Source organism: Streptomyces sp. NPDC001606 (assembly GCF_053596835.1).
The window spans coordinates 874,196-899,216 of the sequence record NZ_JBSFHC010000001.1; the positions used below are offsets into that span (position 1 = coordinate 874,196).

The 25,021-nt window shown below is 74.7% G+C and carries 22 protein-coding genes; 15 read left to right on the forward strand and 7 right to left on the reverse strand.

The genetic code is table 11. The annotated features are described in order from the left end of the window. Position 1: 1 nt before the first annotated feature. From ACWCV9_RS03830 to ACWCV9_RS03840, 3 genes are read right to left on the reverse strand one after another with little or no spacing between them, the layout of a single operon-like run. Positions 2-487 carry a hypothetical protein gene (locus ACWCV9_RS03830; RefSeq protein WP_450784098.1) on the reverse strand — a complete coding sequence of 162 codons (486 nt, stop codon included), beginning with the start codon at positions 485-487 and terminating at the stop codon, positions 2-4. Next, entirely contained in the window at positions 484-1,122 is a 639-nt protein-coding gene (locus ACWCV9_RS03835; RefSeq protein WP_450784099.1) for an RNA polymerase sigma factor, read from the reverse strand. The genes ACWCV9_RS03830 and ACWCV9_RS03835 overlap by 4 nt, the downstream gene beginning before the upstream one ends. Beyond that, a complete protein-coding gene (locus tag ACWCV9_RS03840; protein WP_450784100.1) occupies positions 1,119-2,540 on the reverse strand; it encodes a S8/S53 family peptidase in 1,422 nt (473 codons plus the stop codon). The genes ACWCV9_RS03835 and ACWCV9_RS03840 overlap by 4 nt, the downstream gene beginning before the upstream one ends. 76 nt (positions 2,541-2,616) lie before the next feature. Here ACWCV9_RS03840 and ACWCV9_RS03845 point away from each other — a divergent pair, with 76 nt between their 5' ends. Next, positions 2,617-5,229 carry a CHAT domain-containing protein gene (locus ACWCV9_RS03845; RefSeq protein WP_450784101.1) on the forward strand — a complete coding sequence of 871 codons (2,613 nt, stop codon included), beginning with the start codon at positions 2,617-2,619 and terminating at the stop codon, positions 5,227-5,229. A 108-nt stretch (positions 5,230-5,337) separates the two neighbouring features. On the opposite strand, the gene ACWCV9_RS03850 is transcribed toward ACWCV9_RS03845, so the two are convergent. Further along, positions 5,338-7,059, reverse strand: a complete 1,722-nt coding sequence (locus tag ACWCV9_RS03850; protein ID WP_450784102.1) for a LuxR family transcriptional regulator AbsR2 — start codon at positions 7,057-7,059, stop codon at positions 5,338-5,340. Positions 7,060-7,153: 94 nt separating this feature from the next. On the opposite strand from ACWCV9_RS03850, the gene absR1 reads away from it, so the two are divergent. The 8 genes from absR1 to ACWCV9_RS03890 all read left to right on the forward strand — a co-directional run bounded on the left by absR1 (position 7,154) and on the right by ACWCV9_RS03890 (position 15,615). Then, positions 7,154-8,239: a beta-glucuronidase AbsR1 gene (gene absR1, locus ACWCV9_RS03855; protein WP_450784103.1), complete on the forward strand. Its 1,086-nt coding sequence runs from the start codon at positions 7,154-7,156 to the stop codon at positions 8,237-8,239. Between the two features lie 219 nt (positions 8,240-8,458). Next, positions 8,459-9,649 (forward strand): NAD(P)/FAD-dependent oxidoreductase, encoded by a 1,191-nt coding sequence (locus ACWCV9_RS03860; protein ID WP_450784104.1) that lies wholly within the window; start codon positions 8,459-8,461, stop codon positions 9,647-9,649. Next, positions 9,646-9,948 (forward strand): (2Fe-2S)-binding protein, encoded by a 303-nt coding sequence (locus ACWCV9_RS03865; protein WP_450784105.1) that lies wholly within the window; start codon positions 9,646-9,648, stop codon positions 9,946-9,948. Before ACWCV9_RS03860 ends, ACWCV9_RS03865 begins: the two co-directional genes overlap by 4 nt. Continuing rightward, on the forward strand, positions 9,941-11,344 hold the full coding sequence (locus ACWCV9_RS03870; RefSeq protein ID WP_450784106.1) for an FAD-dependent oxidoreductase: 1,404 nt from the start codon (positions 9,941-9,943) through the stop codon (positions 11,342-11,344). The genes ACWCV9_RS03865 and ACWCV9_RS03870 overlap by 8 nt, the downstream gene beginning before the upstream one ends. A 30-nt stretch (positions 11,345-11,374) precedes the next feature. Next, on the forward strand, positions 11,375-12,286 hold the full coding sequence (locus ACWCV9_RS03875) for a dihydrodipicolinate synthase family protein (protein WP_450784107.1): 912 nt from the start codon (positions 11,375-11,377) through the stop codon (positions 12,284-12,286). Between the two features lie 15 nt (positions 12,287-12,301). Then, a complete protein-coding gene (locus tag ACWCV9_RS03880) occupies positions 12,302-13,303 on the forward strand; it encodes a proline racemase family protein (RefSeq protein WP_450784108.1) in 1,002 nt (333 codons plus the stop codon). Positions 13,304-13,315: 12 nt separating this feature from the next. Further along, a complete protein-coding gene (locus ACWCV9_RS03885; RefSeq protein ID WP_450784109.1) occupies positions 13,316-14,011 on the forward strand; it encodes a GntR family transcriptional regulator in 696 nt (231 codons plus the stop codon). 188 nt (positions 14,012-14,199) lie between these two features. After that, positions 14,200-15,615: an amino acid permease gene (locus tag ACWCV9_RS03890; RefSeq protein WP_450784110.1), complete on the forward strand. Its 1,416-nt coding sequence runs from the start codon at positions 14,200-14,202 to the stop codon at positions 15,613-15,615. A gap of 22 nt (positions 15,616-15,637) precedes the next feature. Here the strand turns inward: ACWCV9_RS03890 and ACWCV9_RS03895 are convergent, their stop codons facing one another. Continuing rightward, positions 15,638-16,282, reverse strand: a complete 645-nt coding sequence (locus ACWCV9_RS03895) for a methyltransferase family protein (protein ID WP_450784111.1) — start codon at positions 16,280-16,282, stop codon at positions 15,638-15,640. 479 nt (positions 16,283-16,761) lie between these two features. Here ACWCV9_RS03895 and ACWCV9_RS03900 point away from each other — a divergent pair, with 479 nt between their 5' ends. The 5 genes from ACWCV9_RS03900 to ACWCV9_RS03920 are packed head-to-tail and all read left to right on the forward strand — an operon-like array spanning position 16,762 to position 21,279. After that, on the forward strand, positions 16,762-16,872 hold the full coding sequence (locus ACWCV9_RS03900; RefSeq protein WP_184966700.1) for a keywimysin-related RiPP: 111 nt from the start codon (positions 16,762-16,764) through the stop codon (positions 16,870-16,872). A 34-nt stretch (positions 16,873-16,906) separates the two neighbouring features. Then, positions 16,907-18,754 (forward strand): lasso peptide isopeptide bond-forming cyclase, encoded by a 1,848-nt coding sequence (locus tag ACWCV9_RS03905; protein WP_450784112.1) that lies wholly within the window; start codon positions 16,907-16,909, stop codon positions 18,752-18,754. Between the two features lie 37 nt (positions 18,755-18,791). Beyond that, positions 18,792-19,046: a lasso peptide biosynthesis PqqD family chaperone gene (locus ACWCV9_RS03910; RefSeq protein ID WP_450784113.1), complete on the forward strand. Its 255-nt coding sequence runs from the start codon at positions 18,792-18,794 to the stop codon at positions 19,044-19,046. After that, a complete protein-coding gene (locus ACWCV9_RS03915; protein ID WP_450784114.1) occupies positions 19,043-19,468 on the forward strand; it encodes a lasso peptide biosynthesis B2 protein in 426 nt (141 codons plus the stop codon). The genes ACWCV9_RS03910 and ACWCV9_RS03915 overlap by 4 nt, the downstream gene beginning before the upstream one ends. After that, complete coding sequence (locus tag ACWCV9_RS03920) at positions 19,465-21,279, forward strand: ABC transporter ATP-binding protein (protein WP_450784115.1); 1,815 nt, start codon at positions 19,465-19,467, stop codon at positions 21,277-21,279. The genes ACWCV9_RS03915 and ACWCV9_RS03920 overlap by 4 nt, the downstream gene beginning before the upstream one ends. A gap of 41 nt (positions 21,280-21,320) precedes the next feature. Here the strand turns inward: ACWCV9_RS03920 and ACWCV9_RS03925 are convergent, their stop codons facing one another. Next, positions 21,321-22,601: a DUF1266 domain-containing protein gene (locus ACWCV9_RS03925; RefSeq protein WP_450784116.1), complete on the reverse strand. Its 1,281-nt coding sequence runs from the start codon at positions 22,599-22,601 to the stop codon at positions 21,321-21,323. 247 nt (positions 22,602-22,848) lie between these two features. On the opposite strand from ACWCV9_RS03925, the gene ACWCV9_RS03930 reads away from it, so the two are divergent. Next, positions 22,849-23,520 (forward strand): hypothetical protein, encoded by a 672-nt coding sequence (locus ACWCV9_RS03930; RefSeq protein WP_450784117.1) that lies wholly within the window; start codon positions 22,849-22,851, stop codon positions 23,518-23,520. Between the two features lie 20 nt (positions 23,521-23,540). Here the strand turns inward: ACWCV9_RS03930 and ACWCV9_RS03935 are convergent, their stop codons facing one another. Continuing rightward, positions 23,541-24,977 (reverse strand): MFS transporter, encoded by a 1,437-nt coding sequence (locus ACWCV9_RS03935; RefSeq protein ID WP_450784118.1) that lies wholly within the window; start codon positions 24,975-24,977, stop codon positions 23,541-23,543. Positions 24,978-25,021: the final 44 nt, after the last annotated feature.

Consider the following 25,021-nt stretch of genomic DNA (forward strand, 5'->3'; position numbering starts at 1 on the left):
GTCAGGCCCGCAGCCACTCCGTGACGATCACCTCTCCGCCGGTCCGCAGCCTGAGGGCGAACGGGCCGACCGGCGGGGTGTCGCTGGTGAAGCGGCCGAGGGTGTCGACGGCGACCGGGCGGGCGCTCCCCGGACCGCCGAGCACCTCGACGTCGGCCGCCCGGGGCGGCAGCAGCTGCCCGATCAGCCCGTCCTCGGTGACCTCGACGTCGACGGTCACCCCGCCCGCGCGGAAGGTCAGCATCCGAGGCGCGTCCACGGCCCCCCTGACCGGCAGGGCGTCCACGAGCGAGTCGAAGGTCAGCTCGGCGACGCGGGCGTCCAGGTCGTGCAGGGCGTAGGCGTCCAGGGCGAGTTGGCACAGCTGCTCCGGGACGGGGTCGAGGACGGCGATCGCCCGGCGCAGCTCCTCCTCCAGCAGTCCGTCCTCGAACCCGCCGTCCGGTGCGTCGTGTTCGGGCATCCGGTTGTGGTCCTCGCCGCTCATGCCGCTCCCCGTGCGTCCATCCGGGCCCGCAGCCGGCGCAGACAGCGCTGGCGGAGGGGGCCGATACTGCCGACCGCGATACCGAGCGCGGCCGAGATCTCCAGGTAACTGGGCGGTGGCGAGGCCACCAGGACCCGCAGCAGCTGACGGCAGCGCTCGCCCAGTCCGTCCAGTTCCTGCCGCAGCCGGCGGATCCGCTCGGCGCGGTCCGCCGCCTCCTCCGAGTCGATCAGGGTCTGTTCCGGGGTGCGCTCCTCGCTGGCCCGGTCCAGGACCCGTGGATCGTCCGTGAGGGTCAGCCGGTTCAGGCCCTTGAGCACCTTCACGCACTCGTGCCGGGCCGTGGCGGCCAGCCAGGAGCCGGCCTTCTCGGGTTCGCGGATCCGGCCCAGGTACTGGGCGAAGCGGAACCACACGGTCTGGAAGACCTCGTGACCGTCGGCGTCGGACAGCCGGTGCGCGCGCACCACCGACCACACCAGCGGGCTCAAACCTTCCACGAGCGCTTTCCAGGCCGCGGCGTCTCCGTCGACGGCGGACCGGACCAACGCGCCGACCTCTGTTCGGTCCACGTCTCCACCCCTTGTGTACGGCACGTCATCGTACGCCGTGGAGCGGAGGGTTCCGGCGCTCATGCGGGCAGCGCGGGGGTCGCCAGCGGGACCGGGCGCCAGGTGGGCGGCCGGAGCACCGGGACGTGCGCCCCGCGCACCTCGGCCCGGTCGGCGGCCGCCAGCAGCCGGTCGCGGGCCACGCGCGGATCGCGCTCCCCGAGCGCCGTCATCTGCGCGGCGACGAGGCCCGCGGCGACCGGAGTGGCGAAGGAGGTGCCGCTCCACTGCGCCAGGCCGTCGAACATCACCTGGTCCGGCTTGGCCCCGGTGCTCTCCCGTCCCTCGCTCAACACACCGGTGTGGCGCGGGAACTGGCAGGTACAGGCGTAGTCGAAGCCGTACCGGCAGGCGTCGTAGGTGGAGTGCTGGTAGCGGTACGGCACCGGTGTGCCGAAGCCGGTGAGGGCGCTGGTGAGCCGCTCGCCGGGGGCGTAGACGCCGACCCAGGGGCCGTGGTTGCTGAAGCAGGCCGGGCCGTCGCCGTCGGAGCGCAGCGCCCCGACCGAGAGCACGCTGTCGGCGTACTCGGGCAGCGCGGCGTAGGCGGCCGGCCAGAACGGCACGTCGCTGCCGTTGTTGCCGGCGGCGGCCACCAGCAGGGTGCGCTGCTCGCGCAGTTCGCGCATGAAGGCGTCCAGGCCGAGCAGGCCGTCCGTGGTGTCCGCGGGGGTGCCCGCGGAGAGGCTGAGGATGTCGGGCCAGCCGCTCCCCTCCACCGCGTCGAAGAGCCTGCCGCCGAACTCGGACTCCAGCACGGCACCGGCGTCGTCGAGGGTGCCGCGGACGGTGAGGTCGGTGTCGGGGGCGACGGCCGCGAGCAGCCCGGCGATGAACGTGCCGTGTCCGACGTACTGGTGGAGCACGCCGTCGGTGTCGGTCTCGTGCCGCTGGAGGTCGCCCGTGGTGTGGGCCAGCAGCGGGTAGGCGCGGTGGTCGTGCACCAGCCCGGTGTCGATCACCAGGACGCGTACGGCGCGGTCCGGGTCGTAGCCGGTGGGATCTGCGGCCGGGTTGGCCCGCCCGGTGCGGGCGACGGGCACCGGTTCGTCGCCGGGGCAGGCGTTGACCGCGATGTGCACCACATGGTTGCGGCCGGCCAGCCGGCGCCCCTGGCGCTCCTCGGCCTCCCGCAGGGCGCGCAGGGCGTGCGGCACCTGGTCGTCGGCGAGGGCCGGGTCACCGACCCGGATGCGGGTGACACCGGTGCGGTCGGACTCCGGGCCGGTGCGGCGCACATGCTCGGGGGACAGGCCCCGGGCCTCGGTGAAGTGGGCGCGCACGGTGTCCTCGACGACCTGTGCCTCCTGGCCGGTGCGGGCGACGACGACACCCTTCTCGTACAGGAAGTGGGCGTCGTCGTCCGGTCCCATGGCGAGCGGGACGTCGGGCATGGAGCGCTGGATGTGTGCGAACTGCTCGTGGAATCGCTGTGGTGCCATGGTGTGTCTCCCCCTCGACGACGGTGTTCGACAGTGAGAGCCGTGGGGCCACCGTCTGATACAGCAGGCCACTACCATGCGAGACGTGACAGCGGGAAGCGCGGCGGTGACGGAGCTGCTGCCCATGGTGTTCGCCGATCCGGGCGAGGCCCGGGCACGCGCCGAACAGGTGCTGCGGGAGAATCCGCCGCCGCTGCACGCCAGCGTCGCCCACCAGGTGCTGGGCATCTGGCAGCGGGACTTCGGGGATCTCCGGGTCGCGCTCACCCATCTGCGGCGGGCCCGCGATCTGGCCGCGCGCGCCGAATCCGCCGACCGGGAGGCGGATGTCCTCGCGACACTGGGGGTCGCACTGGTGCACGCGGGGCGCACGCGACAGGGGCTCGCCTCCTTCGAGCGGGGGGTCGCCCGGGGCACCGGACACACCCGGGCCCGGGTGCTGTACCGGCGGGCCTATGTGTGGTGGGTGCTGGGACATCACCGGGAGGCGCTGGAGGACGTCCGGCGGGCGCTGCCGGTGCTGCGCCAGGTCGCCGACGACATCTGGACGGCACGGGCGCTGACCCTGCGGGCGACGGTGCATCTGGCGCTGGGCGCGGTGGACCGGGCGACCGCCGACTTCACGGCGGCGGAGCGGCTGTGGGACACCACCGGCCAGGAGCACGACAAGGCGGACGCGGTGGAGAGCCGCGGCCTGGCGGCGTTCCGGTCCGGGGACATCCCGGTGGCGCTGCGCCTGCTGGACGAGGCCGAGGAGCGGTACGCCAAGCTGGGCACGCCGACGTACAACCTGTCCATCCGGCGCTGCGAGGTGCTGATGGCGGCGGGTCTGGCGCCGGAGGCGCAGGCCGAGGCGGACGCGGCGATCGCGGTGCTGGAGCGGATCGGCGGTCAGTCCACGCGCCGGGCCGAGCTGCTGCTGGCCGCCGCGCGGGCCGCCCGGTCGGCCGGGGACGCGCAGACGGCCGTCGCCCGGGCCGCCGTCGCCGTACGGCTGTTCACGGCGCAGCGGCGGCTGTGGTGGGAGACCCATGCCCGGCTGGTGCTGATCGAGGCCCGGGTGGCGGCCGGGCGGCGATCCGGGCGGCTGGTCGGCGACGCGGCGGCGGTCGCGGAGCGGCTGGCCGCCTTCGACTCGCCGGCCGCGCCGGAGGCGTCGTTGCTCGCGGGCCGGATCGCGCTGGCGCTGGGCTGGACCGCGGACGCCGAACGGCACCTGGCGGTGGCGGCCCGCGGCCGGCGCTCGGGCCCGCCGCTCGCCCGGATGACGGGCTGGGTGGCCGAGGCGCTGCGGGCCCGGGCGGCCGGGTCCCGGCGCGGCGTGCTGGAGGCCTGCCGGCGCGGCCTCGACGTCCTCGACGACCACCGGATGACGCTCGGCGCCTCCGAGCTGCGCGCCCATGTGACCGCGAAGGGCGCCGAACTGGCCGCGCTGGCCCAAGAGGTGACCCTGGACCAGGGCGACCCGCGGCGGCTGCTGGGGTGGAGCGAACGGTGGCGGGCGACCGTGCTGTCCGCGCCGCCGACCCGGCCGCCCGCGGATCCGGCACTGCTGAGCAGCCTGACCGCCTACCGGGAGATCGCGGCCCGGGCGGAGGGCGCCCGGATGGACGGGCGGCCGGTCCCCGCGCTCGACCGTGAACAGCGGCGCCTGGAGCGGGAGATCCGCTCCCGCACCCATCACATCCGCGGTGCCGCCCCGCACGCGGGAAACCGGCTGGACGTGGCCCGGCTGCTGGACCGGCTGGGCGAGGCCACGCTGGTCGAACTCGCCGTGGTGCGGGGCCGGGTGCACATCCTGCTGTGCGGCCGGGGGCGGGTACGGCGGTTCGCCGGCGGGGCGCTGGCCGAGGCGGTGGCCGAGGCCGAGCACGTCCAGGCGGGGCTGCGACGGCTCGCCCATCCCGGCGCGGAGGCGCGGCTGCCGCTGGTGGAGGCGGGGGGCCGGCGGCTGGAGGAACTGCTGCTCGCGGGCGCCGTACCGCATCTGGGCCCCGGCCCGGTGGTGATCGTGCCGCCCGGGGCGCTGCACCGGGTGCCGTGGGCGCTGCTGCCCGCGCTGCGCGAGCGGGTGCTGAGCGTGTCGCCGTCGGCGGGCAGCTGGCTGCGCGCCCGCGAGACGTCACCCCCGCCGGCCGGCCGCCCGGTGCTGGTGCGCGGCCCGGGTCTGGCCACGGGCGGCGCCGAGGTGCCCGCGCTGGCGGACCGGTACGACACCGCGACGGTCCTGGAGGGCGAGGACGCCCAGGTCCCCCGGGTGCTGGCCGAGCTGGACGGCGCGGGTCTCGCCCATCTCGCCGCCCATGGCACGTTCCGCGCCGACAGCCCGCTGTTCTCCGCCCTGCGGATGGCCGACGGCCCGCTGATCGTCCACGACTTCGAGCGTCTGGCCCGCAGCCCGTACCGAATCATCCTCTCCAGCTGCGACACCGCCCGGCTGGCTTCGGTCGGCGCCGACGAACTCCTCGGCCTGGTCACCGCGTTGCTGCCGCTGGGCACGGCCGGGGTGGTCGCGGCCAGCGCACCGGTCAACGACGCGGCGGTGGTCCCGCTGATGCTCGCCCTGCACAAGGGCCTCGACACCGGCCTCAGCCTGGCGGAGGCTCTCCGCGACGCCCGCACGACCCTGCCGGACGACCCCCTCCACCAGGCAACGGGCTGGGCCTTCGCAGCGTTCGGAGCGGCATAGGGCCCCTGTCTGTCAGGGCTGCGCCCCCAGGGGCGCGGGGAACTGCGCGAGCCACCACAACACCCCCGCTCCCGGCATCCGGCGCCCAGCACCCACAGCACGCCCCTCCTACGCCGACTCCCCCACCGGCGTGTCCACCAACCAGGCCAGTGCCGCCCGGTCCCCCGTGCCGAGCCGGGTGTACGCGCCGTAGAGATGGTTCCCCACCGTCCGTACCGACAGCGTCAGCCGCTCGGCGATCTCCCGGTTGCTGAGCCCTTCCGCGGCCAGCCGCACGATCTGCCGCTGCCGGGCGGTGAGTTCACCGAGCACCAGCCCGTCCAGGGCCGGCGTGCGCACGCCCTGGCAGCACCGGGCGAGCGCGACCGCCCGGGTGCGCGACCGCCGCACCGCCCGGGGATCGCGGTGCATGCGTTCGGCCTGTGCGTACGCCTCCGCGGCGAACAGCGCGAACCCCCGCTCCGCCAGCCCCTCGGCGACCCGCTCCAGCTCGGCGGCGTCCCCGCGGGCCAGCGCCTCGGCGTGCCGGGCGAACACGCTGCCCGCCGGCAGCCGCCCCGCGGCCCGCTCGGGCGCGCCGAGGCGTACGGCGTCGTAGCGGGCGTACACGTCGTCACCCCGGGATTCGATCAACTGACCTTCACACAGCCGGAGTTCCATGCGGCACCCGGTGTCCTTCGGGGCCTCCCGCAGCCCCTCCCGGGCCCAGGCCGCCGCCTCCCGCAGCTCCCCGCGCAGGCGGGCGAACCGGGCGCGCACGGCGGCGTACCCGGCCGGGACCGGGCGGCCCTCCGCCACCAGCCACTCCCCCACCGGCGCCGGGACCGGACGGACGTCCAGCTGCTCCATCCGCCGTACCAGCAGCCGCCGTTCCGCCTCCAGGGCCGGGCCGTGCGCGACCGGCGCGCGGGACAGCCGGCGGGCCCGGAGCGGCCCGGTGGTGGCGCGCAGGGCCGGGCCGTGCAGGGGGTGGGCGAGGGTGACGGCGCCGTCGTCGTCGGCCTCGACCAGGCCGTCCGCCTCCAGCCGTTCCAGCACGTCCAGGTCGAGGCCGTCCAGCGGCAGCGGCAACGGCTCGGCGAAGGCGAGGCGTTCGAGGGTCTCGCGCTCGCCGGGGCCGGACCGCTCCAGGGCCGCCGCCAGATGCTCCCGCAGCGCGGGGGTGACCGGCAGCGCTCCGCGCCAGGCCCGCTCACCGGTGCCGGGGAGCGCCACCAGCCGCCCGGCCGCGCCGAGCGCGGCGACGAGGTCGCGCAGCAGGCGCAGATCGCCCCGGCAGCCGAGGTACAGGCGGCGCACGGTGAGCGGTTCCAGCGCGGCACCGGCCAGCAGCCGGGCGGTGTCCTCGCGGGGCAGCGGCGCCAGCTCCAGCCGGGGCAGCAGCTCCCCGGTCCACAGCCGGGACACCGCACTCGGTGCGGGCACGCCGTCCGTGGCGGTGACGACCAGCCGGGTACGGCCGTGCGCGGCGAGCTGGTGGACCAGCGCGGCGGAGGCCTCGTCCAGCAGATGGGCGTCGTCCACCACGAGCAGCCGTACGCCCGACAGGATCTGCACCGCGCGGTGCGGCGAGACCGGATCGGGCAGCAGGTGGGCGAACGCCGCGAAGGGCAGGTGCCGGGCCTGGGGGGTGCCGGTGACCAGAGCGTGGTCCAGGCCCCGGACCGCCTCCCTGATCAGACGGGTCTTGCCGCGGCCGGCGGGCCCGGTCACCACGATGCCGGGCCGGCCGGCGGCCGTCGCGCCGCGCACCAGCTCAAGTTCGTCGTCCCGGCCGGTGAAGGGCCAGGGCAGCTCCAGCGTCCTCGCGTCCGGTTCGTAAGTCGTCACGTCATCCGGAGTCCGCCTACTCGGATTTGATACAGGGGGACTTGAGTAGCTCCCGACTCAGGCGCCGGGCGCGGCGGCCGGGCACGCTGGCCGCATGACCCGACGCCTCTGCTCGCTACCGCGGCAGCCGGCCCCGTCCTTCGGACCGGGGCTGACGGCCGGGCGGCTGGGTGCCCTGCTCACCGGGCGGCGGATGTGGGTCAACGGCACGGTCCTGCACTACTGCTTCCTCGACGCCGACTCCGACGCCTCGGTGATCCCGGTCCCCGGGACCGGGGAGCTGCGCCGGGTGCCGTGGGCCGGCGGCAAGGAGCAGCGGGACGTGGTCCGCGAGTGCTTCGCCGAGTGGCGGGACCTCGGCATCGGCGTCACCTTCGCCGAGGTCGGCGACCGGGGCGAGGCGGAGCTGCGGATCGGCTTCCAGGCCGGCGGGGGTTCCTGGTCCGCGGTGGGCCGGGAGGCGCTGTCGGTCGGCCGGGGGGAACGCACCATGAACCTGGGCTGGGACGTGACCCCGCCCGGGGAGCGAGGGGCGGTGCTGCACCAGATCGGGCATGCGCTCGGGATGGTGCACGAGCACCAGAGTCCGTTCGCCGGGATCCACTGGGACGACGAGGCCGTGTACGCCGAGCTGGCGGGCCCGCCGAACTACTGGAGCCGGGAGACGACGTACACGAACGTGCTGCACGCGCTGGACGCCGGTGAGGCGGGTGGCGCGGTGTGGGATCCGCAGTCGGTCATGACGTTGCCGATCGGGCCGGGGCTGGTGCTGGAGCCGGAGCAGTACCGCGGGGGGCTGCGGCCGGCCGGCACACCGTCGGCGGCGGACAAGGAGTTCGTGCTTCGCTGGTATCCGCCGGTGGAGCCGGCCGGGCCCGCCCCGCTGGTGCCGTTCCGGTCGGTTCCGCTGGCCCTCGGGCCGGGTGAGCAGGCCGACTTCGTCATCGAACCGCCGGAGACCCGCGACTACACCGTGGGCACCTTCGGCGACGCGGACCGTGTGCTCGTGGTCTTCGAGGAGCGGGAGGGGGAGCCGCGCTTCCTCGCCGGCCACGACGACGGCGGCGCACCGGACAACGCCGCCGTCCGCGTCCGGCTCGTCATGGGCCGCCGCTATGTCGTCCGGGTCCGTCTCTACTCCGCGTGGGGGCCGGGGGAGACAGCCGTCATGTGCTGGTGACGGCACACGGGCGACCAGCACCACAGTCCGGCGCCGGGGGAGCGGCCGTGGACGTCACCTACGGGGGAGGTGACGTCCACGGCCGCGTCGGCGTGTCCGGGGCCTTCGCGGCGGGCGCGAGGCCGCACTGAAGACGTCCCGTCAATTAACGCCTCAAGAAGCGACGTCTCCTCGCGCGGACGTCTCCTCAAGAACAGCGGCATGTGACATAGTACTGCCGTGGCAAAGCGACTGACCTGCGATGTCGTGGTCGTCGGAGCCGGGATGGTGGGCGCGGCCTGTGCTCTGTACGCCGCGCGGGCCGGCCTCGACGTGGCGGTGGTGGACCGGGGCCCGGTGGCCGGCGGCACCACCGGCGCGGGCGAGGGCAACCTGCTCGTCTCCGACAAGGAACCCGGCCCCGAACTCCAACTCGCCCTGCTGTCCGCCCGGTTGTGGGCGGAGCTGGCCGAGGAGCTGGGGGCGGCGATCGAGTACGAGGCCAAGGGCGGTCTCGTCGTCGCCTCGTCCCCCGAGACCCTGGACGCGCTGCGGGACTTCACCGCGGGGCAACGGGCCGCCGGGGTCGCGGCCGATCCGGTCGGTCCGGACGAACTCCGCGCGCTGGAGCCCCATCTGGCCCCCGGCATGGCGGGCGGTGTGCACTATCCGCAGGACGCCCAGGTGATGCCCGCGCTGGCCGCCGCGCGGCTGCTGCGCGCATCCGGCGCCGCACTGCACACCGGGCGGACCGTGACCGGGGTGCTGCGCGCGGCGGACGGCACGGTCCGCGGCGTCCGCACCGACCGCGGCGACCTGTACGCCCCGGCGGTGGTGAACGCGGCCGGCACCTGGGGCGGCGAGCTGGCCGCGCTCGCGGGCGTCCGGCTGCCGGTGCTGCCCCGGCGCGGCTTCGTCCTGGTCACCGAGCCGCTGCCGCGGATGGTGCGGCACAAGGTGTACGCCGCGGACTATGTGGCGGACGTGGCGAGCGACTCGGCCGCGCTGCGCAGCTCGCCGGTCGTGGAGGGCACGGCCGCCGGGCCGGTGCTGATCGGCGCCACCCGGGAACGGGTCGGCTTCGACCGCTCTCTGTCGCTTCAGGCGGTACGGGCGCTGGCGGCCGGGGCGGTCGGACTCTTCCCCTTCCTGCGGCGGGTGCGGGCGCTGCGGACGTACGCGGGATTCCGGCCGTATCTGCCCGACCACCTCCCGGCGATCGGCCCGGACCCCCGAGTGCCCGGGCTGTACCACGCCTGCGGGCACGAGGGCGCGGGCATCGGACTGGCCACCGGCACCGGACAGTTGCTCGCCCGGGCCCTCACCGGCACGGCACCCGGGCTGGACCCGGCGCCGTTCCGGCCGGAGCGGTTCGACACGGACGGAAGGCGGCGCCCGGTGCGTCCGACGGACGGAGGAGAGACCCCGTGAACCCCCTGCGGTTGGCGAAGGCCCGGCCGGGCGAGCCCTGCACCCTCACCTTCGACGGGCGGCCTATCACGGCGCTGCCCGGTCAGACGGTCGCGGCGGCCCTGTGGGCGGCGGGCGTGACGTCCTGGCGCAGTACCCGGCGCACGGGCCGGCCCCGCGGGGTGTTCTGCGGGATCGGCGTGTGCTTCGACTGCCTGGTGACGGTCAACGGACGCCCCAACCAACGTGCTTGTCTGGTCCCGGCACGGCCGGGCGACGAGATCCGCAGCCAGGAGGGGACGGGCCGGGACGATGACTGAACCACCGCGCCTCGCCGTGGTCGGGGCGGGCCCGGCGGGTCTCGCCGGGGCGCTGGCGGCGGCCGCCCGCGGCGTGCACGTCACGCTCGTCGACGCCGCCGACCGGGCCGGCGGGCAGTTCTACCGGCAACCGGCCACCGCGCTCGGCGCCCGCCGTCCGCAGGCCCTGCACCACCAGTGGCGCACCTGGGAGCGGCTGCGGGACGGGCTGGAACGGCAGTGCGCGGCAGGGCGGATCACCCATCTGAGCGATCACCATGTGTGGTGTGCGGAGCTGTTGTCCGGGGCCGGATCCGTCGCTGTGCACGCGTTGCGCGGCCCGGCCCAGGAGGAGGGCGTCACCGTGCACGCCGACGCCGTCCTGCTCGCCACCGGCGGCTACGAGCGTGTGCTGCCCTTCCCGGGATGGACCCTGCCCGGGGTGGTCACCGCGGGCGGCGCCCAGGCCATGCTCAAGGGCGGCCTGGTGCTGCCCGGCCGCAGGGCCGTGGTCGCCGGCACCGGACCGCTGCTGCTGCCGGTGGCCACCGGACTGGCCGCGGCGGGCGCGCGGGTGGCGGCGCTGGTGGAGTCCGCCGATCCCGCGGCCCTGCTGCGCCGGGCACCGGCCCTGGCCGCCCAGCCCGGCAAACTCGCCGAGGGCGCCGGGTACGCGGGACGGCTGCTGCGGCACGGGGTGCGCGTGCTGCCCCGGCACACGGTGGTGGAGGCGCACGGCACCGAGCGGCTGACGGCGGTCACCGTGGCCGCCCTGGACCGCGCCGGGCGGATCCGGCCCGGCAGCGCCCGGCGCATCGCCTGTGACACCCTCGCCGTCGGCCACGGCATGCTGCCGCACACCGACCTGGCCGAGACCCTCGGCTGCACCCTGGCCGGCACGGACGTCCGGGTGGACGACGAGCAGCGCACCGATGTGCCGGGGGTCTGGGCCGCCGGGGAGACCACCGGCGTCGGCGGCGCGGCCCTCGCGCTCGCCGAGGGGCACATCGCCGGGCGCTCGATCGCGGCCCGGCTGCACGGCACCGCGCCCGACCCGCGGCGCTGGGCCGCCGCCGCCCGCGCCCGGACCCGGCTGCGCGCCTTCTTCGCGGCGCTCGACCCGGTGTACACGCCACCGGCGGGCTGGGCGGAGCAGGTCACCGACGACACCGTGGTGTGCCGCTGCGAGGAGGTCACCGCCGGCGAGGTCCGCACGGCCGTGAGCACCCTCGGCGCCGGTGACCTCCGTACCGTCAAGCTGCTCACCCGGGCCGGGATGGGCTGGTGCCAGGGCCGGGTGTGCGGGCCCGGAGTGGCCGGGCTGACCGGCTGCCCGCTCACCCCGGGGCGGCGGCCGTTCGCCCGCCCGGTACCGCTCGGCGTCCTGGCCGACCTGCCCGACCAGACCGATCAGTAATATGTCACACCCTACCCAGTGAGGGACCCTATGACGGACTCACCTGTCACCCACGCGGAGCGCCGCCCCTGGCGCGGCATCCTCGTCGCCACCGCACTCCCCCTGCGCGCCGACCTCTCCGTCGACCTCGACCGCTACGCCGAGCACTGCGCCTGGCTGGTGGCGAACGGCTGCGACGGCGTCGTACCGAACGGCTCCCTCGGCGAGTACCAGGTGCTCACCGCCGAGGAGCGCGCCCGCGTGGTGCGCACCGCCGTATCCGCGATCGGCGGTGAGCGGGTGATGCCGGGCGTCGCCGCGTACGGCTCGGCGGAGGCGCGCCGCTGGGCCGACCAGGCGGGCGAGGCCGGCTGTGCGGCGGTGATGCTGCTGCCGCCCAACGCCTACCGCGCCGACGACCGTGCCGTGCTCGCCCACTACGCGGAGGTGGCCAGGTCGGGGCTGCCGGTGGTGGCGTACAACAACCCGATCGACACCAAGGTCGACCTGGTGCCCGAACTCCTCGCCCGGCTGCACGGCGAGGGACACATCCACGCGGTGAAGGAGTTCTCCGGCGATGTCCGCCGCGCCTACCGCATCGCCGAACTCGCCCCGGAACTCGATCTGCTGATCGGCGCCGACGACGTCCTGCTGGAGCTGGCCGTGGCGGGCGCCAAGGGCTGGGTGGCCGGGTACCCCAACGCGCTCCCCCGGGCCTCGGCCGAGCTGTACCGGGCCGCGGTCTCCGGCGACCTCGGCACCGCGCTCCCCCTCTACCGGCAGCTGCACCCGCTGCTGCGCTGGGACTCCCGGGTGGAGTTCGTGCAGGCGATCAAGCTGTCCATGGATGTCGTCGGGCGGTACGGCGGGCCGGTGCGCCCGCCGCGCGTCCCCCTGCTGCCGGAGCAGCAGGCCGCGGTCCGCGCGGCCACCGAGAAAGCCGTCGCCGCAGGGCTCGTCTGACCAGGAGGCCACAGAGTGCGCAGCAGACTCGTCCTGCACGCCGTCGACTCCCACACCGAGGGCATGCCGACCCGGGTGATCACCGGCGGTATCGGCACCGTGCCCGGTGCGACGATGAACGAACGGCGGCTGTACTTCCGGGAACACCGCGATCACATCAAGCAGTTGCTGATGAACGAACCGCGCGGTCACTCCGCGATGAGCGGTGCGATCCTCCAGCCGCCGAGCCGGCCCGACTGCGACTGGGGGGTCATCTACATCGAGGTCTCCGGCTATCTGCCGATGTGCGGACACGGCACGATCGGTGTGGCCACCGTGCTGGTGGAGACCGGCATGGTGGAGGTCGTGGAACCGGTGACCACGATCCGGCTCGACACCCCGGCGGGTGTCGTGGTCGCCGAGGTGGCCGTGGAGGACGGCGCCGCACGGCATGTCACCCTGCGCAACGTCCCGTCGTTCGCCGTGGGCCTGGACCGCGAGATCACCCTGCCCGACGGCCGCACGGTCCGCTACGACCTGGCCTACGGCGGCAACTTCTACGCCATCCTGCCGCTCGACTCCTTCGGGCTGCCCTTCGACCGGGCGCGCAAGGACGACATCCTCGCGGCCGGGCTGTCCCTGATGGACGCCATCAACTCGGCGGCGGAGCCGGTGCATCCGCAGGACGCCTCCATCCGCGGCTGCCACCATGTCCACCTCTACGCCCCCGGGGCCACCGCGCGGCACTCCCGGCACGCCATGGTCATCCACCCGGGCTGGTTCGACCGCTCCCCCTGCGGCACCGGCACCAGCGCGCGGATGGCGCAGCTCCACGCGCGCGGTGAACTCCCGCTGGACACCGAGTTCGTGAACGAGTCCTTCATCGGCACCCGGTTCACCGGCCGGCTGCTCGGGACGACCGAGGTGGCCGGCGTCCCGGCGGTGCTGCCCAGCTTCACCGGCCGCGCCTGGATCACCGGCACCGCCCAGTACCTCCTGGACCCGACCGACCCGTTTCCGCAAGGGTTCGTCCTCTAGACTCACCGGGTGATGCGTGACATGGCACAACAGGGGCGGGACGCCGGGATGCCCGCGCTCCCCCGGCTGGGCGGCCGGCGGAGCAGCTACCGGGAGCGGGTCGCCGACGCGCTGCGCGCCGCGCTGATCGCGGGCGAGCTGCGGCCGGGCGAGGTCTACTCGGCGCCCTCGCTCGCCGCCCGCTTCGGTGTCTCGGCGACCCCGGTGCGCGAGGCGATGCTGGACCTGGCCAAGGAGGGGCTGGTCGACACGGTGCCCAACAAGGGCTTCCGGGTGACCGCCGTCTCCGACCAGCAGCTGGACGAGTACACCCAGATCCGCGCCCTGATCGAGATCCCCACCGTGGCCGGATTGGCCCGCACCGCGGACCGGGTCTCGCTGGAGGCGCTCCGCCCGGCGGCCCGGGAGATCGTCGCCGCGGCGGCGGCCGGCGATCTGATCGCCTATGTCGAGGCCGACACCCGCTTCCACCTGGGTCTGCTCGCCCTGGCGGGCAACGCCCATCTGGTCGAGGTCGTCGCCGATCTGCGGGGGCGCTCCCGGCTCTACGGGCTGACCGCGCTGGTCGAGGCGGGCCGGCTGCTCGCCTCGGCCGAGGAGCACCTGGAACTCCTCGACGCCCTGCTGGACCGCGACGAGCAGGCCGTGCACGCGGTCATGACCCGGCATCTCGGGCACGTCAGGAGCCTGTGGGCAGCGTCGGAGTGACGGACGGGCCACTGTGCGGCGCCGCAGGACATCTCGCGGCCCGGGACCTGCCGCACCACGTTTTTTCCCCGGTCGAGCGGGCTTCGCGGGACAAGAAGCGGCGATTTTGAGCCAGACCGGGGCATCCCCGACCATGGGCGCGTCCCGGCGATCCCGGGAACGTCAGTTCCATGAGAGGCGCAGCACCCATGCACAGCACGGGAACCGTCCCGCAGTCGGCTCCGGCCCCTACGGAGATCCCCACGGCCTCTGCCGGGGACCCCCACGGCACCCCCGCCAGCCGCCATGCCCGCCGGTTCGGGCTGCCCGTCGCCACCGCCCTGGTCATGGGCAACATCATCGGCGGCGGCATCTTCCTCCTCCCTGCCTCCATCGCCCCCTTCGGCACGGTCAGCCTGGTCGCCTTCGGCGTGCTGACCGTCGGGGCGATCGCGCTCGCCCTGGTCTTCGGCCGCCTCGCGGCCCGCGACCCGCGCACCGGCGGGCCCTACGTCTACGCCCGCGAGGCGTTCGGCGACTTCGCCGGATTCCTCGCCGCCTGGGCGTACTGGATCACCACCTGGGTGTCCAACGCCGCGCTGGCCGTGGCCGCCGTCGGCTATCTGGACGTGCTGATCCCGGTCAACCACCACCGGTGGACCGCCTGCCTGGCCGCGCTGGCCCTGCAATGGCTGCCCGCGCTCGCCAACTTCGCCGGGACCCGCTATGTGGGCGCCGTGCAGCTGGTGTCGACGGTGCTGAAGTTCGTGCCGCTGCTGCTCGTCGCCGTCGGCGGACTGTTCTTCTTCGACCCCTCCCGGCTCGGCCCGTTCAACTCCAGCGGGCACAGCGCGGTCGGCGCGGTGTCCGCCTCGGCCGCCCTGCTGCTCTTCTCCTACCTCGGGGTGGAGTCCGCCGCGGTCAGCGCGGGCGAGGTCAGCGACGCCCGCCGGAACGTGGGGCGTGCCACCGTCATCGGCACCGCCGGCGCCGCGCTGGTGTACCTGCTGGGCACGCTGTCCGTGTTCGGCACGGTCCCGCACGACCGTCTGGTGTCCTCCACCGCGCCGTTCTCCGACGCCGTGAACACCATGTTCGGCGGCGCCTGGGGCGGTACGGCCGTGGCGCTGGCCGCGCTGGTGTCCATGACCGGCTGCCTCAACGGCTGGACCCTGCTGAGCGCCCAGACGCCGTACGCCGCCGCCCGGGACGGTCTCTTCCCGGCCGCCTTCGCCCGCCGGACCCGCGGCGTGCCGATCGTCGGTGTCACCGTCACGGTGGTCCTCTCCTCCCTGCTCACCGCCTACAACTACTTCTCGGGGTCGGCGAAGGTCTTCGACGTCCTGGTCCTGGTCACCACGTTCACCGCGACCGTGCCGTACCTGCTGGCCACCGCCGCCCAGATCTTCCATCTGGTCTCGGGCCGCCCCGGCTCCGTCGACCGGGCCCGGCTGCTGCGGGACTCGGTGATCACCGCGGTGGCCGCGGCCTTCTCGATCTGGCTGATGGCCGGAGCCGGCTATGCGGCGGTGTACCAGGGCGTGCTGTTCCTGTTCGTCGGGGTGATCGTCTACGCGGTGCTGGCCGCCCGAAGGCAGCGGCGGCAGCAGCTCCAGCAGTCGTAGCCCCCGGGGGGGCGGCGCCGGGCTACCGCGCCCCGGTGCCCGCGTGGCCGGGGCCGGTCCCGGAGCCGGTGCGTATGCGGGGGATCAGGGCCGGGACCTCGGCGCGGTAGGCGTCGTAGGAGGCGCCGAACCGGCCGGCCATCAGGGCGTCCTCGACCCGGACCCGCCGCAGCAGCCAGGGGACGGCGACCGCCAGGGCGCCTGTCCACACGCCGAAGCCGAAGCCGAGCATGGCACCGGTGATCAGGCCGAGCAGCCCGGTGTAGATGGGGTTGCGGACCAGCCGGTAGGGGCCGTCGGTCCGCAGCTCGTGGTGTTCCTGGACCGTCGGCACGCTGGCCCACATGGTGCCGAGGACCCAGCGGGCCCACAGCAGCAGCGCGGTGGAGGCGACCGCGAGCAGGGTCCCGAACACCGCCAGCCCCGGCTGCCAGTACTCCAGCCGGCGCCAGAAGCCGTGGGTGTGCCCGACCAGCAGCGAGAACGCGGCGGCGCCCGCGATCAGCAGCAGTCGGCGCGGCAGCTCGCGTCCCAGGGCGTGCCACCGGTCGGGGGCACCGGACCGCCGCCGCCCACCGAAGTAGACGGCTCCGACGATCCACGCCACGACGAAGACCGCGGCGCAGACACTGATGGTCACGGCGAGTGCCGTGTGCAGAGAGGCCATGCGTCAAGACTGCTCCGCGGCCGCAGCGGATCACCAGCACCCACGGGTCGATGGAGAACCTGCCGTGCGACTCCACCCACGGGTGGAGAGGACGCGGCCGGCGAACGACGAGGACCGGCAGCCCGGGCCGGCCGGCAGTGGGGCGCACCAGGCGACACCCACCGGAACCGGGCCGTCCGGATTCGCGTCCCGGCCGCCGGAGCGCCCCCGGCGGCTCCCCCCGCCGCTCCGCCGGAACCCCGGCGCGCCGTCGGCGTCGGGCCCACCTCGAAACGTTCCGCCACGCCCCGTCCGTCACCCGCTGCCGCTCCCGAGTCGGCCCACGGCACCCGCTCGGCACTCGAACAGAGCCTCAAGGGCCCCTATTTCCTGACAATATGACTGTTCTTCTCCGTCTTGCGACGCCACCCCGAACCCCGGCTACCTGGTGAGGAGCCGCCCCTCGGCGGGCGGACCAAACCCCGTGAGGAGAGCAAGGCATGAAGAAGGCATACGAGGCGCCGACCCTTGTCCGACTGGGCTCCTTCCGCAAGGAGACCGGACTGCTCCAGCGCTCCGGCAACGACCGTCTCATCCTGAGCAAGAACTGAACCGGCAGCCGAGCGACGGTCCTGAACCGACCTCATGGCTGATCCGCACGTAACGGCGGGAACGGGCCCCGGCGCCGCGCACTTCGCGGTCTTCGCAGACCGCGCGGACGCGGCCGCCGTGGCCCGCTCCCTCGCCCGCCCCGGCACCCGCACCCTCGACCACCCCTCGGGCCGGCCCTGGCTGGTCGGCCACTGGGACGACCAGGAGATCGTCAGCGCGCGGGTCGGTCCCGCCGCCCTCGCCCTCGTCGGCTGCACATCCGCCACCGCCACCGAACTGGAGCGGGTGGCGCGTTCCCTGCGGGACCTCGCCGCCCTGGACGCGTGGGCACGCTCGCTGTCCGGCAGCTGCCACCTGGTGGCCGCCCTCGACGGCCGGATCCGGGTGCAGGGCACGGCCTCCGGCCTCCGGCTGGTCTGGCACGCCCGGCTCGCCGGAACCCGGGTGGCAGCGACCCGCGCCGACCTGCTGGCCCGCGCCCTCGGCGCCGAACCCGACCGGGAACAGCTGGCGGTACGACTGCTGTGGCCGGTCCCGCATCCCCTGTCCGACGCGCCGCTGTGGCCCGGGGTCACCCCGGTCGCCCCGCACGACGCACTGATCCTCGACCCGGACGGGACCGGTTTCCGCCACACCCGATGGTGGACCCCGCCGGAGCCCGTCGTCCCCCTGCGCACCGCCGCACCCCGGGTCCGCGAGGCCCTCACCGCGGCCGTCGGCGCCCGCACCCGGCCCGGCTCCACCGTCAGCTGCGACCTCTCCGGCGGCCTGGACTCCACCTCCGTCTGCTTCCTCGCCGACCGCTCGCCGGCCCGCGTCATCGCCTCCACCTGGCCGGGCCGCGACCCGGCCGACACCGATCTGCACTGGGCGCGGCGGGCCGCCGCCGCCCTGCCGGACGTCGAGCACGTGGTCTGGGACCCCGAGGAGTCCCCCCTCGTCTACACCGGGCTGCTCGGCATCGACGACGTACTGGACGAGCCCACCATCGGTGTCATGGACCGGGCCCGGGTCCTGCACCATCTGCCCGCACTGGCCGAGCGGGGCAGCCGGGTGCATCTCACCGGCATCGGCGGCGACCACGTGGCCTGGTGCTCCGAGGCGTACTACCACCGGCTGGCGCGCCGCCGCCCGCTGTTCGCCCTGCGGCAGCTGCGCGGCTTCCGGGCCCTGTGGCAGTGGCCGCTCGGCCCGCTGCTCGGCGCCCTGGCCGACTCCCGGCCGTACGCCACCTGGCTCGCGGACGCCGAGCACCGGCTGCGCGACCCGCTGCCCCCGACGGTGACCACCAGCCTGGGCTGGGGCATGAGCCCGCGGCTGTTCGCCTGGGTCACCCCCGAGGCCGAGCAGCTGGCCCGCACCGCGCTGCGCACGGCCGCCCGGCAGGCACAGCCCCTGCACCCGGACCGCGGACTGCACACCGACCTGGAGCAGATCCGCGACTGCACCCGCATCGTCCGGCAGTGGGACCACATGGCCGCCCGCCACGGGCTCCCCATGGCCTCACCGTTCCTGGACGACCGGGTCATCGAGACCTGCCTCGCGGTGCGTCCCGAGGAACGCGTCTCGCCCTGGCGGTACAAGCCGCTGCTGACCGAGGCCATGCACGGTGTCGTACCCGAGGAGTGCCTGCGCCGGACCACCAAGGCGGCCGCCGCCATGGACGCGGCCGACGGGCTGCGCCGCCACCGCGGCGACCTCATGGCGCTGTGGGAGGACTCGCGGCTGGCCCGGCTGGGGCTGGTCGACGCCGCCGCGCTGCGCCGCCTGGCGGAACGGCCCGCCACCCGTCAGCTGCGGGAGGCCGTCCTGTACTCGACCATCGCCGTCGAGGTGTGGCTGCGCGCGCTGGACCGTACGGGCCGCAGCGCCCTCGCATGAACCCGTGACGTGAAGCCGAACGAAAGGAAGAACCGCCATGGCACTGCGGTTCGGAGCCGACGTCTGCACCGCCAAGACCGACTACGGCACCGTCCTCCTCGACCAACGCACCGGTGAGTACTGGGAGTTGAACCCGACCGCGACCCTGGTCGTGGACACCCTCATGGCGGGCGGTGACGAGGCGGCCGCGGCCGCGGCGGTCACCGAGGCGTTCGACGTCGACGCCGACCGGGCGCGGGCCGACGTCGGCGCGCTGGTGCAGCAGCTGCGCGCAGGCGGGCTGGCCGCATGAGCACGCCCAGCGCCCTGCAACGGCCGTACGACGTTCCGCTCGGCCGGCGGCTCGCCGCCCGCCTGGTCCTCGTCCCGGCCCTGCTGCTGGCCCTGTTGCCGCCCCGCCGCATCCGCGCCGCCCTCCAGCTGCTGCGCCGGGGCGCCGGGCCCGCCACCGCGGACCAGGCACAGGACGCCCGGGACGCCCTGTGCGCGGTGAGCCTGCGCTGTGCGAGCCCCAAGGGCTGTCTGCCGCGCTCCCTCGGCGCCGCCCTGCTGTGCCGGCTGGGCGGCAGCTGGCCGACCTGGTGCACGGGGGCGAGCGTGGTCCCGCCCTTCACCGCCCACGCGTGGATCGAGGCGGAGGGCCGGCCGGTCGGCGAGGACCTGCCCGACGACTACTTCGCCCGGCTGATCTCCGTCGGCCCGGTCCCCCGATGACGGCGGGCGCCGAGCGCGGTGCCGCCACCGGCCGGTCCACGCGGGCCGCGGTCCTCGCCGTCTGGCGGCTGGCCGGCCGGCACCGCGGGGCGATCGCCGCCGCCACCGTGCTGACACTGGCGGCGTCCGCGCTCGGGCTCGCCCAGCCGCTGCTGGCCAAGCGGGTGGTGGACGCGAGCGGCGGGCGGCAGCCGCTGTGGCCGCCGCTGCTGCTGCTCGCCGCCCTGTTCGCCGCGGAGGCCGCGACCGGCGCCGTCGGCCGGTTCCTGCTGGAGCGGACGGGCGAAGGCGTCGTACGCCAGCTGCGCCACAACCTGGTGGGGCGGTTGCTGCGGCTGGAGATGCGGGAGTACGACCACCAGCGCGGCGGTGATCTGATCGCGCGGGTGACCGCCGACACCACCCTGCTGCGCGAGGTCGTCGCCCAGGCCCTGGTCGACCTGGTCACCGGGGCACTGGTCGCGGCCGGCGCGCTCGCCCTGATGGCGTGGCTCGACCCGCTGCTGCTCCTGCTGGTCGCCGCGACCGTGGCCACCGCCGCGGCCGTGGTCACCCTGCTGCTCCAGGGCATCCGCAGCGCGGCCGAGCGGATGCAGACGTCCGTGGGCGCGGTCGCCGCCGACCTCGAACGGGCCCTGGGCGCCCTGCCCATGGTCCGGGTGTACCGCGCGGAATCGCGCGAGGCGGCCCGCATCGGGGCCCGGGTCGATGACGCCTGCGCGGCGGGGGTGCGCGCCGCGCGGTTCGCCGCGGTGATGAGCAGCGCGGTGGAACTCGCCGTACAGGGCTCCTTTTTGCTGGTCCTCGTCATCGGCGGGCTGCGCGTGCACGGCAGCGGGCACTCGCTGGGCGACCTGGTCGCGTTCCTGCTGTACGCGTCCTACCTCGTGGTGCCCCTGTCGTCGGTGTTCCGCGCGGTCGGCCTGATCCAGCGGGGCATGGGCGCCCAGCAGCGGATCGAGGAGACCCTGGAGCTGCCGGTGGAGCCCACCGTGCCCGCCGCCCCGCCCTTCTCCCGGCCCCCGGCCGACGTCCCCGCCCTCGCCCTGGAGGACGTCCACTTCGCCTACCGGCCGGGCCGGCCGGTGCTGCGCGGTGTCTCCTTCACCGTGCCGCAGCGGCACCAGGTCGCCCTCGTCGGCCTCTCCGGGGCGGGCAAGAGCACGGTGTTCGCGCTGATCGCCCGGTTCTACGAACCCGACAGCGGACTGCTGCGCTTCCACGGGCACCCGGCCCCGGACCTCGGCCGCGCCGCCTGCCGGAACCAGCTCGCCCTCGTCGACCAGGGCAGCCAGGTCGTCCAGGGCACGCTGTACGACAACATCGCCTACGGCCGCCCGGACGCCACGGACGACGAGGTGCGCCGGGTGGTCCGGCTGGCCCGGCTGGAGCAGCTGACCGAGCGGCTGCCCGGCGGGCTGCACGGCGCCGTCGGCGAGCACGGGGCCACCCTCTCCGGCGGTGAACGCCAGCGCGTCGCCCTGGCCCGCGCCCTGCTCACCCGCCCGGCACTGCTGCTGCTGGACGAGCCCACCTCGCATCTCGACGCCCTCAACGAGGCCGCGCTCACGGCCGCGCTGCGGGACGTCACCGAGGAGTGCGCGGTCCTCGTCATCGCCCACCGGCTCTCCACGGTCCAGCACGCGGACCGGATCGTCGTCCTGGACGAGGGCCGCGTCACCGCCTGCGGACGCCACGAGGAGCTGCTGACCACCAGCCCGGTCTACCGCAGTCTGGCCAGAGCCCAGATGCTGCGCCCGGCACCCGTCACCGGCCCGCTGCACCGCATGCCGCATCACGAACCCCGCTGACCCCCGGGCTCAGCGGGGGCGGGCCGGAGCCGCTCGACGCGTCACTTGAAGGGAACGGTGAGCCACGGACTGTCCGGGTCGGACATCAGGAGCCGGTGCAGGTCGACCATGTCGGTGTACCACTCCCCGAACTCCTCGTCGTCGAAGTGCAGGCAGCGGCCCAGGATGTAGCCGGCGGCGAAGTCCCGCCAGGACTTGTACGACCGCGCGGAGGCCCGGCCCGCCTCGATGACGGCGGCCTCGGCCTCCTGGAGGGAGCAGTACCGGGAGCCCAGTCCCCAGCGGGCCATGCCCGAGGCCCGCCCGAAGTTCCAGGCGTCCACGGAGGTGACGAACCGGTTCTCGTCGAGGATCCCGTCGGCCCGGAAGCGCGCCTCGTAGCGGGTGATGCGCCCGACGAGGTGCTGAACCCCCTTGATCCGTGCCTCCGTCTCCGCCTCGGGGACGGCGGGCGTGGTGGTGACCCCGTCCGGAGTGAGGACGGTCTCGCCGCCCGTACGGGCCCGCAGCACCCGGGCGACCGCGTCCCGCCAGTAAGCGGTGTCGACATGGCCGCCGAAGTCGCGGGCGATCGTACGGCGCAGCCCGAGGGCGAACTCCCAGACGGGGTTCGCGCCGTCCGGGTCGAGCAGGGCGCGCTGCTGTTCCTGCCACTCCTCCCGGCTGGTGACGCCCCACCACTCCTGGAGGGTCCGGCGTTCCTGGGGATAGCCGTTGCCGTGATACGCCATCGCGTTCCAGGGGAAGCCGTACCGCACGACCAGCAGCGCGCCGCAGGCGAGCCCCTGAGCGACGGGACCCTCCAGGGGCCCGCCGAACCGGAGTGTGCGCACCCTCGCGCGGTTCAGCGGGCCCTCGGCCCTGTGCTGCGCCCAGGCGGCCGAGTGCGGCGGCGCGGAGGGCAGGAACGCCTCGCAGGGGCTGCCCGGGTTGACCACGATCACGGGCGGATCGCTGGGCTCCCACACCCGGGCGAACCAGTCGAGGCTCTGCCAGTCGAGCACCCGCTGCGGGTCCGGCACGGGCAGCATGCCCTCCGTGTACACGGGCCAGATCCGGCCGCCGGCGACCCGGGGATCGTGTCCGAAGACGGGAATGGTCCGGCTCGGCCGGGCATCCGCGCCGTCGCGCCGTATCTCGAAGTACAGCCGGCTGTCCGCGAGTGTGTCGAAATAAGCCGCCCAGTCCTCACGCGACTTGGCCTCGAAGAGGGCCTGCTCGACAGCGGTCGGCGGAGTCCAGACCTGCGGGGAGGGGGCGGGCGGAGTCGGCGGATGCGGCCTCGCGGGCCCGAACCCGGCGGATGGCGGACCGAACGACATGTTCACCCTTTTCAACTTTCGACGCGCTGAGGCGACTTGACTGGCGTGGTCATGTTAGGAGACGCACCGCCGACGGCCTCGGCGGGGTGGACGTCTGTGCACGTCACATGGTCCGTGTCCGGTGACGGCATTGTCCGGAGTCCGTGACACGAGACGTTCCGGTGATGCGGCCTGAGCTGCGGCGTTGTTACTGTCCGACCGTTGCGCGGCCGACATGGCCGCCTCTGACCAGGGGGGACGTCCCGACATGCACACGCAGCGCCTCAGACCCGCCGCCATCGCACTCACCGTCGCCGCACTGGCCGCGGCGCTCACCGGTTGCCAGGGGAACGGTTCCCCCGCGGCAGCCGAGCACTCACCGGGCACCTCCGCCACGGCGAGCCGGACGCCCGGCGGTGACAAGGCCGGGGCCACGGGAGGCACCGGCGGCCCGGGGAGCGCGGCTCCCACGTCGACCGCGACGCCGGGTGCGGGCGGTGCCGCCACGCCCGCGGCGAAGCCCGCCGCCAAGACGCCCGGCTCCGCCCCGACCACGGCACCGGCCACCGGCTGCGTGAGCAAGGCACCGGACCCGGACCATGTCGACCCCGACGAGATCGCCGTCTACCGCGTCGAGGAACTGCCCGCCGGCACCGGCAAGGTGAACCTCGTCATCCAGCACGGGGCGTGGGGATGCCCCGGCAAGGACTCCGACGGCACGCCGTTCGTCGTCACCGGCGAGGACAGCCGCTGGGCCCTCGACCAGGCCGCCTACGTCACCGCCACCAACCCCGTCGTCGCCGGCAGCAAGAACCAGCGCATCGGCGTGCAGGAGCTGGTCGACTGGATCAAGGCGCACCCGAACTCCGGACTGGTCTTCAAGTACGCGACGGGCGACGACGGCGCCATCCACTCCCTGGAACAGGTCTACACGCCGTAACCACGAGCGGGTCATGGGCCCTACCGGCTGCGGCTCGGCGCGTCGGCCGGGGCGACAGCCGGTTCGGCCTCGGGCGAGCGCCGGCGGGTGAGGACGAGGCTGGCCATCGCCGTGATCGCCATCGCGGCGATGCCGACCCACGCCGCCGTGGTGTAGGCGCTGTCGTGGGGGAAGACCTGGCCGCTGTCGGTGCCGGCGGCGAGGACCAGGCCACCGATGGCGCTGCCGAGTGAGTACCCGACGCTGCGCATGACGTAGTTGATGCTCATGGCGCTGGACGTCTCGCTCTTGGGGGTGACGGCCAGGATGACGCCGGGCGTGGCGGCCGAGAAGCTGCCCACGCCGAGGCCCAGCACACTCATCGCCAGGAACAGCTCGGCCAGGTGCGACCGGGCCGTGGCGAAGAGGACGAACCCGCCGGCGATGACGACAGCGCCGCCGGCCAGGAGCCAGGGGTCGTCGATCCGTTCGCGCATCCGAGGCGTGAGCTTGCCGGCGACGAACCCGAGCACGGAGAACGGCACGAGCACCAGCCCGGCGACGAAGGTGTCGAGCCCGAAGCCGTAGCCGGCGCTGTGCGGCGTCTGCGCGTACCGGGAGATGAGCGTGAACAGGATGTACATGCCGATCGCGCCGACGAACATGGCGGCGTTCGCTCCGGCCACCACCGGGTGCCGGAGCGCCCGCACATCGACCAGGGGCGTCTCGGCGCGCAGCTCGGAGACGGTCCAGACACAGAGCAGGAGCACGGCGACGAGCGCGAGGACCACCGCCACGGCGAGGTGATGGCTCCACAGGTTCTTCTCGCCGGCCAGGAACAGGACGAGGAACAGTCCACCCGCCAGGAGGAGCGCGCCCGTTGTGTTCACTTGGGCCGAACGGCCTTCAGGGGCTTCGGGTATGGAGCGCCAGGCGGCCAGGAAGGCGACGACGGTGACCACCAGACCGAGGCCGTAGGCGGCGCGTACCCCGCCCCACTCGGTGAGCAGCCCGGCGAGCGGATAGCCGACGCCGACCCCGATGATGGACACCACCGAGACCAGGGCGATGGTGCCCGCGCTGCGCTCCTCGGGGAGATGGTCGCGGGCCACGCCCATCATCAGCGCCGTCAGACCGAGCCCGATGCCGTGTGCGGCCCTGCCGACGAGCAGCCACGCGAACGGCAGCGGCAGCACGGTGAGCGCACTGCCGACCACGACGACCGCCAGCGTGGCGAGAATCGTGGCACGTCGGTGCGGGCCGGCGCCGAGCCGGCCGAGGATGGGCGTGGCGATCGCGCCGCTCAGCAGGGCGATGGTCAGCGTCCACTGCGCGCTGTCGAGTGAGACGTGGAACGAGGTCGCCACGCTGGTGATGAGCGGTGCGCCGAGGCTGGCGACTGCCGACACGACCAGGGCGATGAACACAAGGGACGGGACCAGCAGCCGTGCCTCGGAGCGCTCCCGGGTCGTGTTCATCGGCCGGCCCCCGTCGTGATGGGGTGGAAGCTGATCCATGCCGA

Excerpts from the sequence above, each read along its gene's own strand:
- ACWCV9_RS03830 (WP_450784098.1), bottom strand. The coding sequence starts at position 487 with ATGAGCGGCGAGGACCACAACCGGATGCCCGAACACGACGCACCGGAC.
- ACWCV9_RS03835 (WP_450784099.1), bottom strand. The coding sequence starts at position 1,122 with ATGAGCGCCGGAACCCTCCGCTCCACGGCGTACGATGACGTGCCGTAC.
- ACWCV9_RS03840 (WP_450784100.1), bottom strand. The coding sequence starts at position 2,540 with ATGGCACCACAGCGATTCCACGAGCAGTTCGCACACATCCAGCGCTCC.
- ACWCV9_RS03845 (WP_450784101.1), top strand. The coding sequence starts at position 2,617 with ATGCGAGACGTGACAGCGGGAAGCGCGGCGGTGACGGAGCTGCTGCCC.
- absR1 (WP_450784103.1), top strand. The coding sequence starts at position 7,154 with ATGACCCGACGCCTCTGCTCGCTACCGCGGCAGCCGGCCCCGTCCTTC.
- ACWCV9_RS03870 (WP_450784106.1), top strand. The coding sequence starts at position 9,941 with ATGACTGAACCACCGCGCCTCGCCGTGGTCGGGGCGGGCCCGGCGGGT.
- ACWCV9_RS03875 (WP_450784107.1), top strand. The coding sequence starts at position 11,375 with ATGACGGACTCACCTGTCACCCACGCGGAGCGCCGCCCCTGGCGCGGC.
- ACWCV9_RS03885 (WP_450784109.1), top strand. The coding sequence starts at position 13,316 with ATGCGTGACATGGCACAACAGGGGCGGGACGCCGGGATGCCCGCGCTC.
- ACWCV9_RS03890 (WP_450784110.1), top strand. The coding sequence starts at position 14,200 with ATGCACAGCACGGGAACCGTCCCGCAGTCGGCTCCGGCCCCTACGGAG.
- ACWCV9_RS03895 (WP_450784111.1), bottom strand. The coding sequence starts at position 16,282 with ATGGCCTCTCTGCACACGGCACTCGCCGTGACCATCAGTGTCTGCGCC.
- ACWCV9_RS03900 (WP_184966700.1), top strand. The coding sequence starts at position 16,762 with ATGAAGAAGGCATACGAGGCGCCGACCCTTGTCCGACTGGGCTCCTTC.
- ACWCV9_RS03905 (WP_450784112.1), top strand. The coding sequence starts at position 16,907 with ATGGCTGATCCGCACGTAACGGCGGGAACGGGCCCCGGCGCCGCGCAC.
- ACWCV9_RS03910 (WP_450784113.1), top strand. The coding sequence starts at position 18,792 with ATGGCACTGCGGTTCGGAGCCGACGTCTGCACCGCCAAGACCGACTAC.
- ACWCV9_RS03915 (WP_450784114.1), top strand. The coding sequence starts at position 19,043 with ATGAGCACGCCCAGCGCCCTGCAACGGCCGTACGACGTTCCGCTCGGC.
- ACWCV9_RS03920 (WP_450784115.1), top strand. The coding sequence starts at position 19,465 with ATGACGGCGGGCGCCGAGCGCGGTGCCGCCACCGGCCGGTCCACGCGG.
- ACWCV9_RS03925 (WP_450784116.1), bottom strand. The coding sequence starts at position 22,601 with ATGTCGTTCGGTCCGCCATCCGCCGGGTTCGGGCCCGCGAGGCCGCAT.
- ACWCV9_RS03930 (WP_450784117.1), top strand. The coding sequence starts at position 22,849 with ATGCACACGCAGCGCCTCAGACCCGCCGCCATCGCACTCACCGTCGCC.
- ACWCV9_RS03935 (WP_450784118.1), bottom strand. The coding sequence starts at position 24,977 with ATGAACACGACCCGGGAGCGCTCCGAGGCACGGCTGCTGGTCCCGTCC.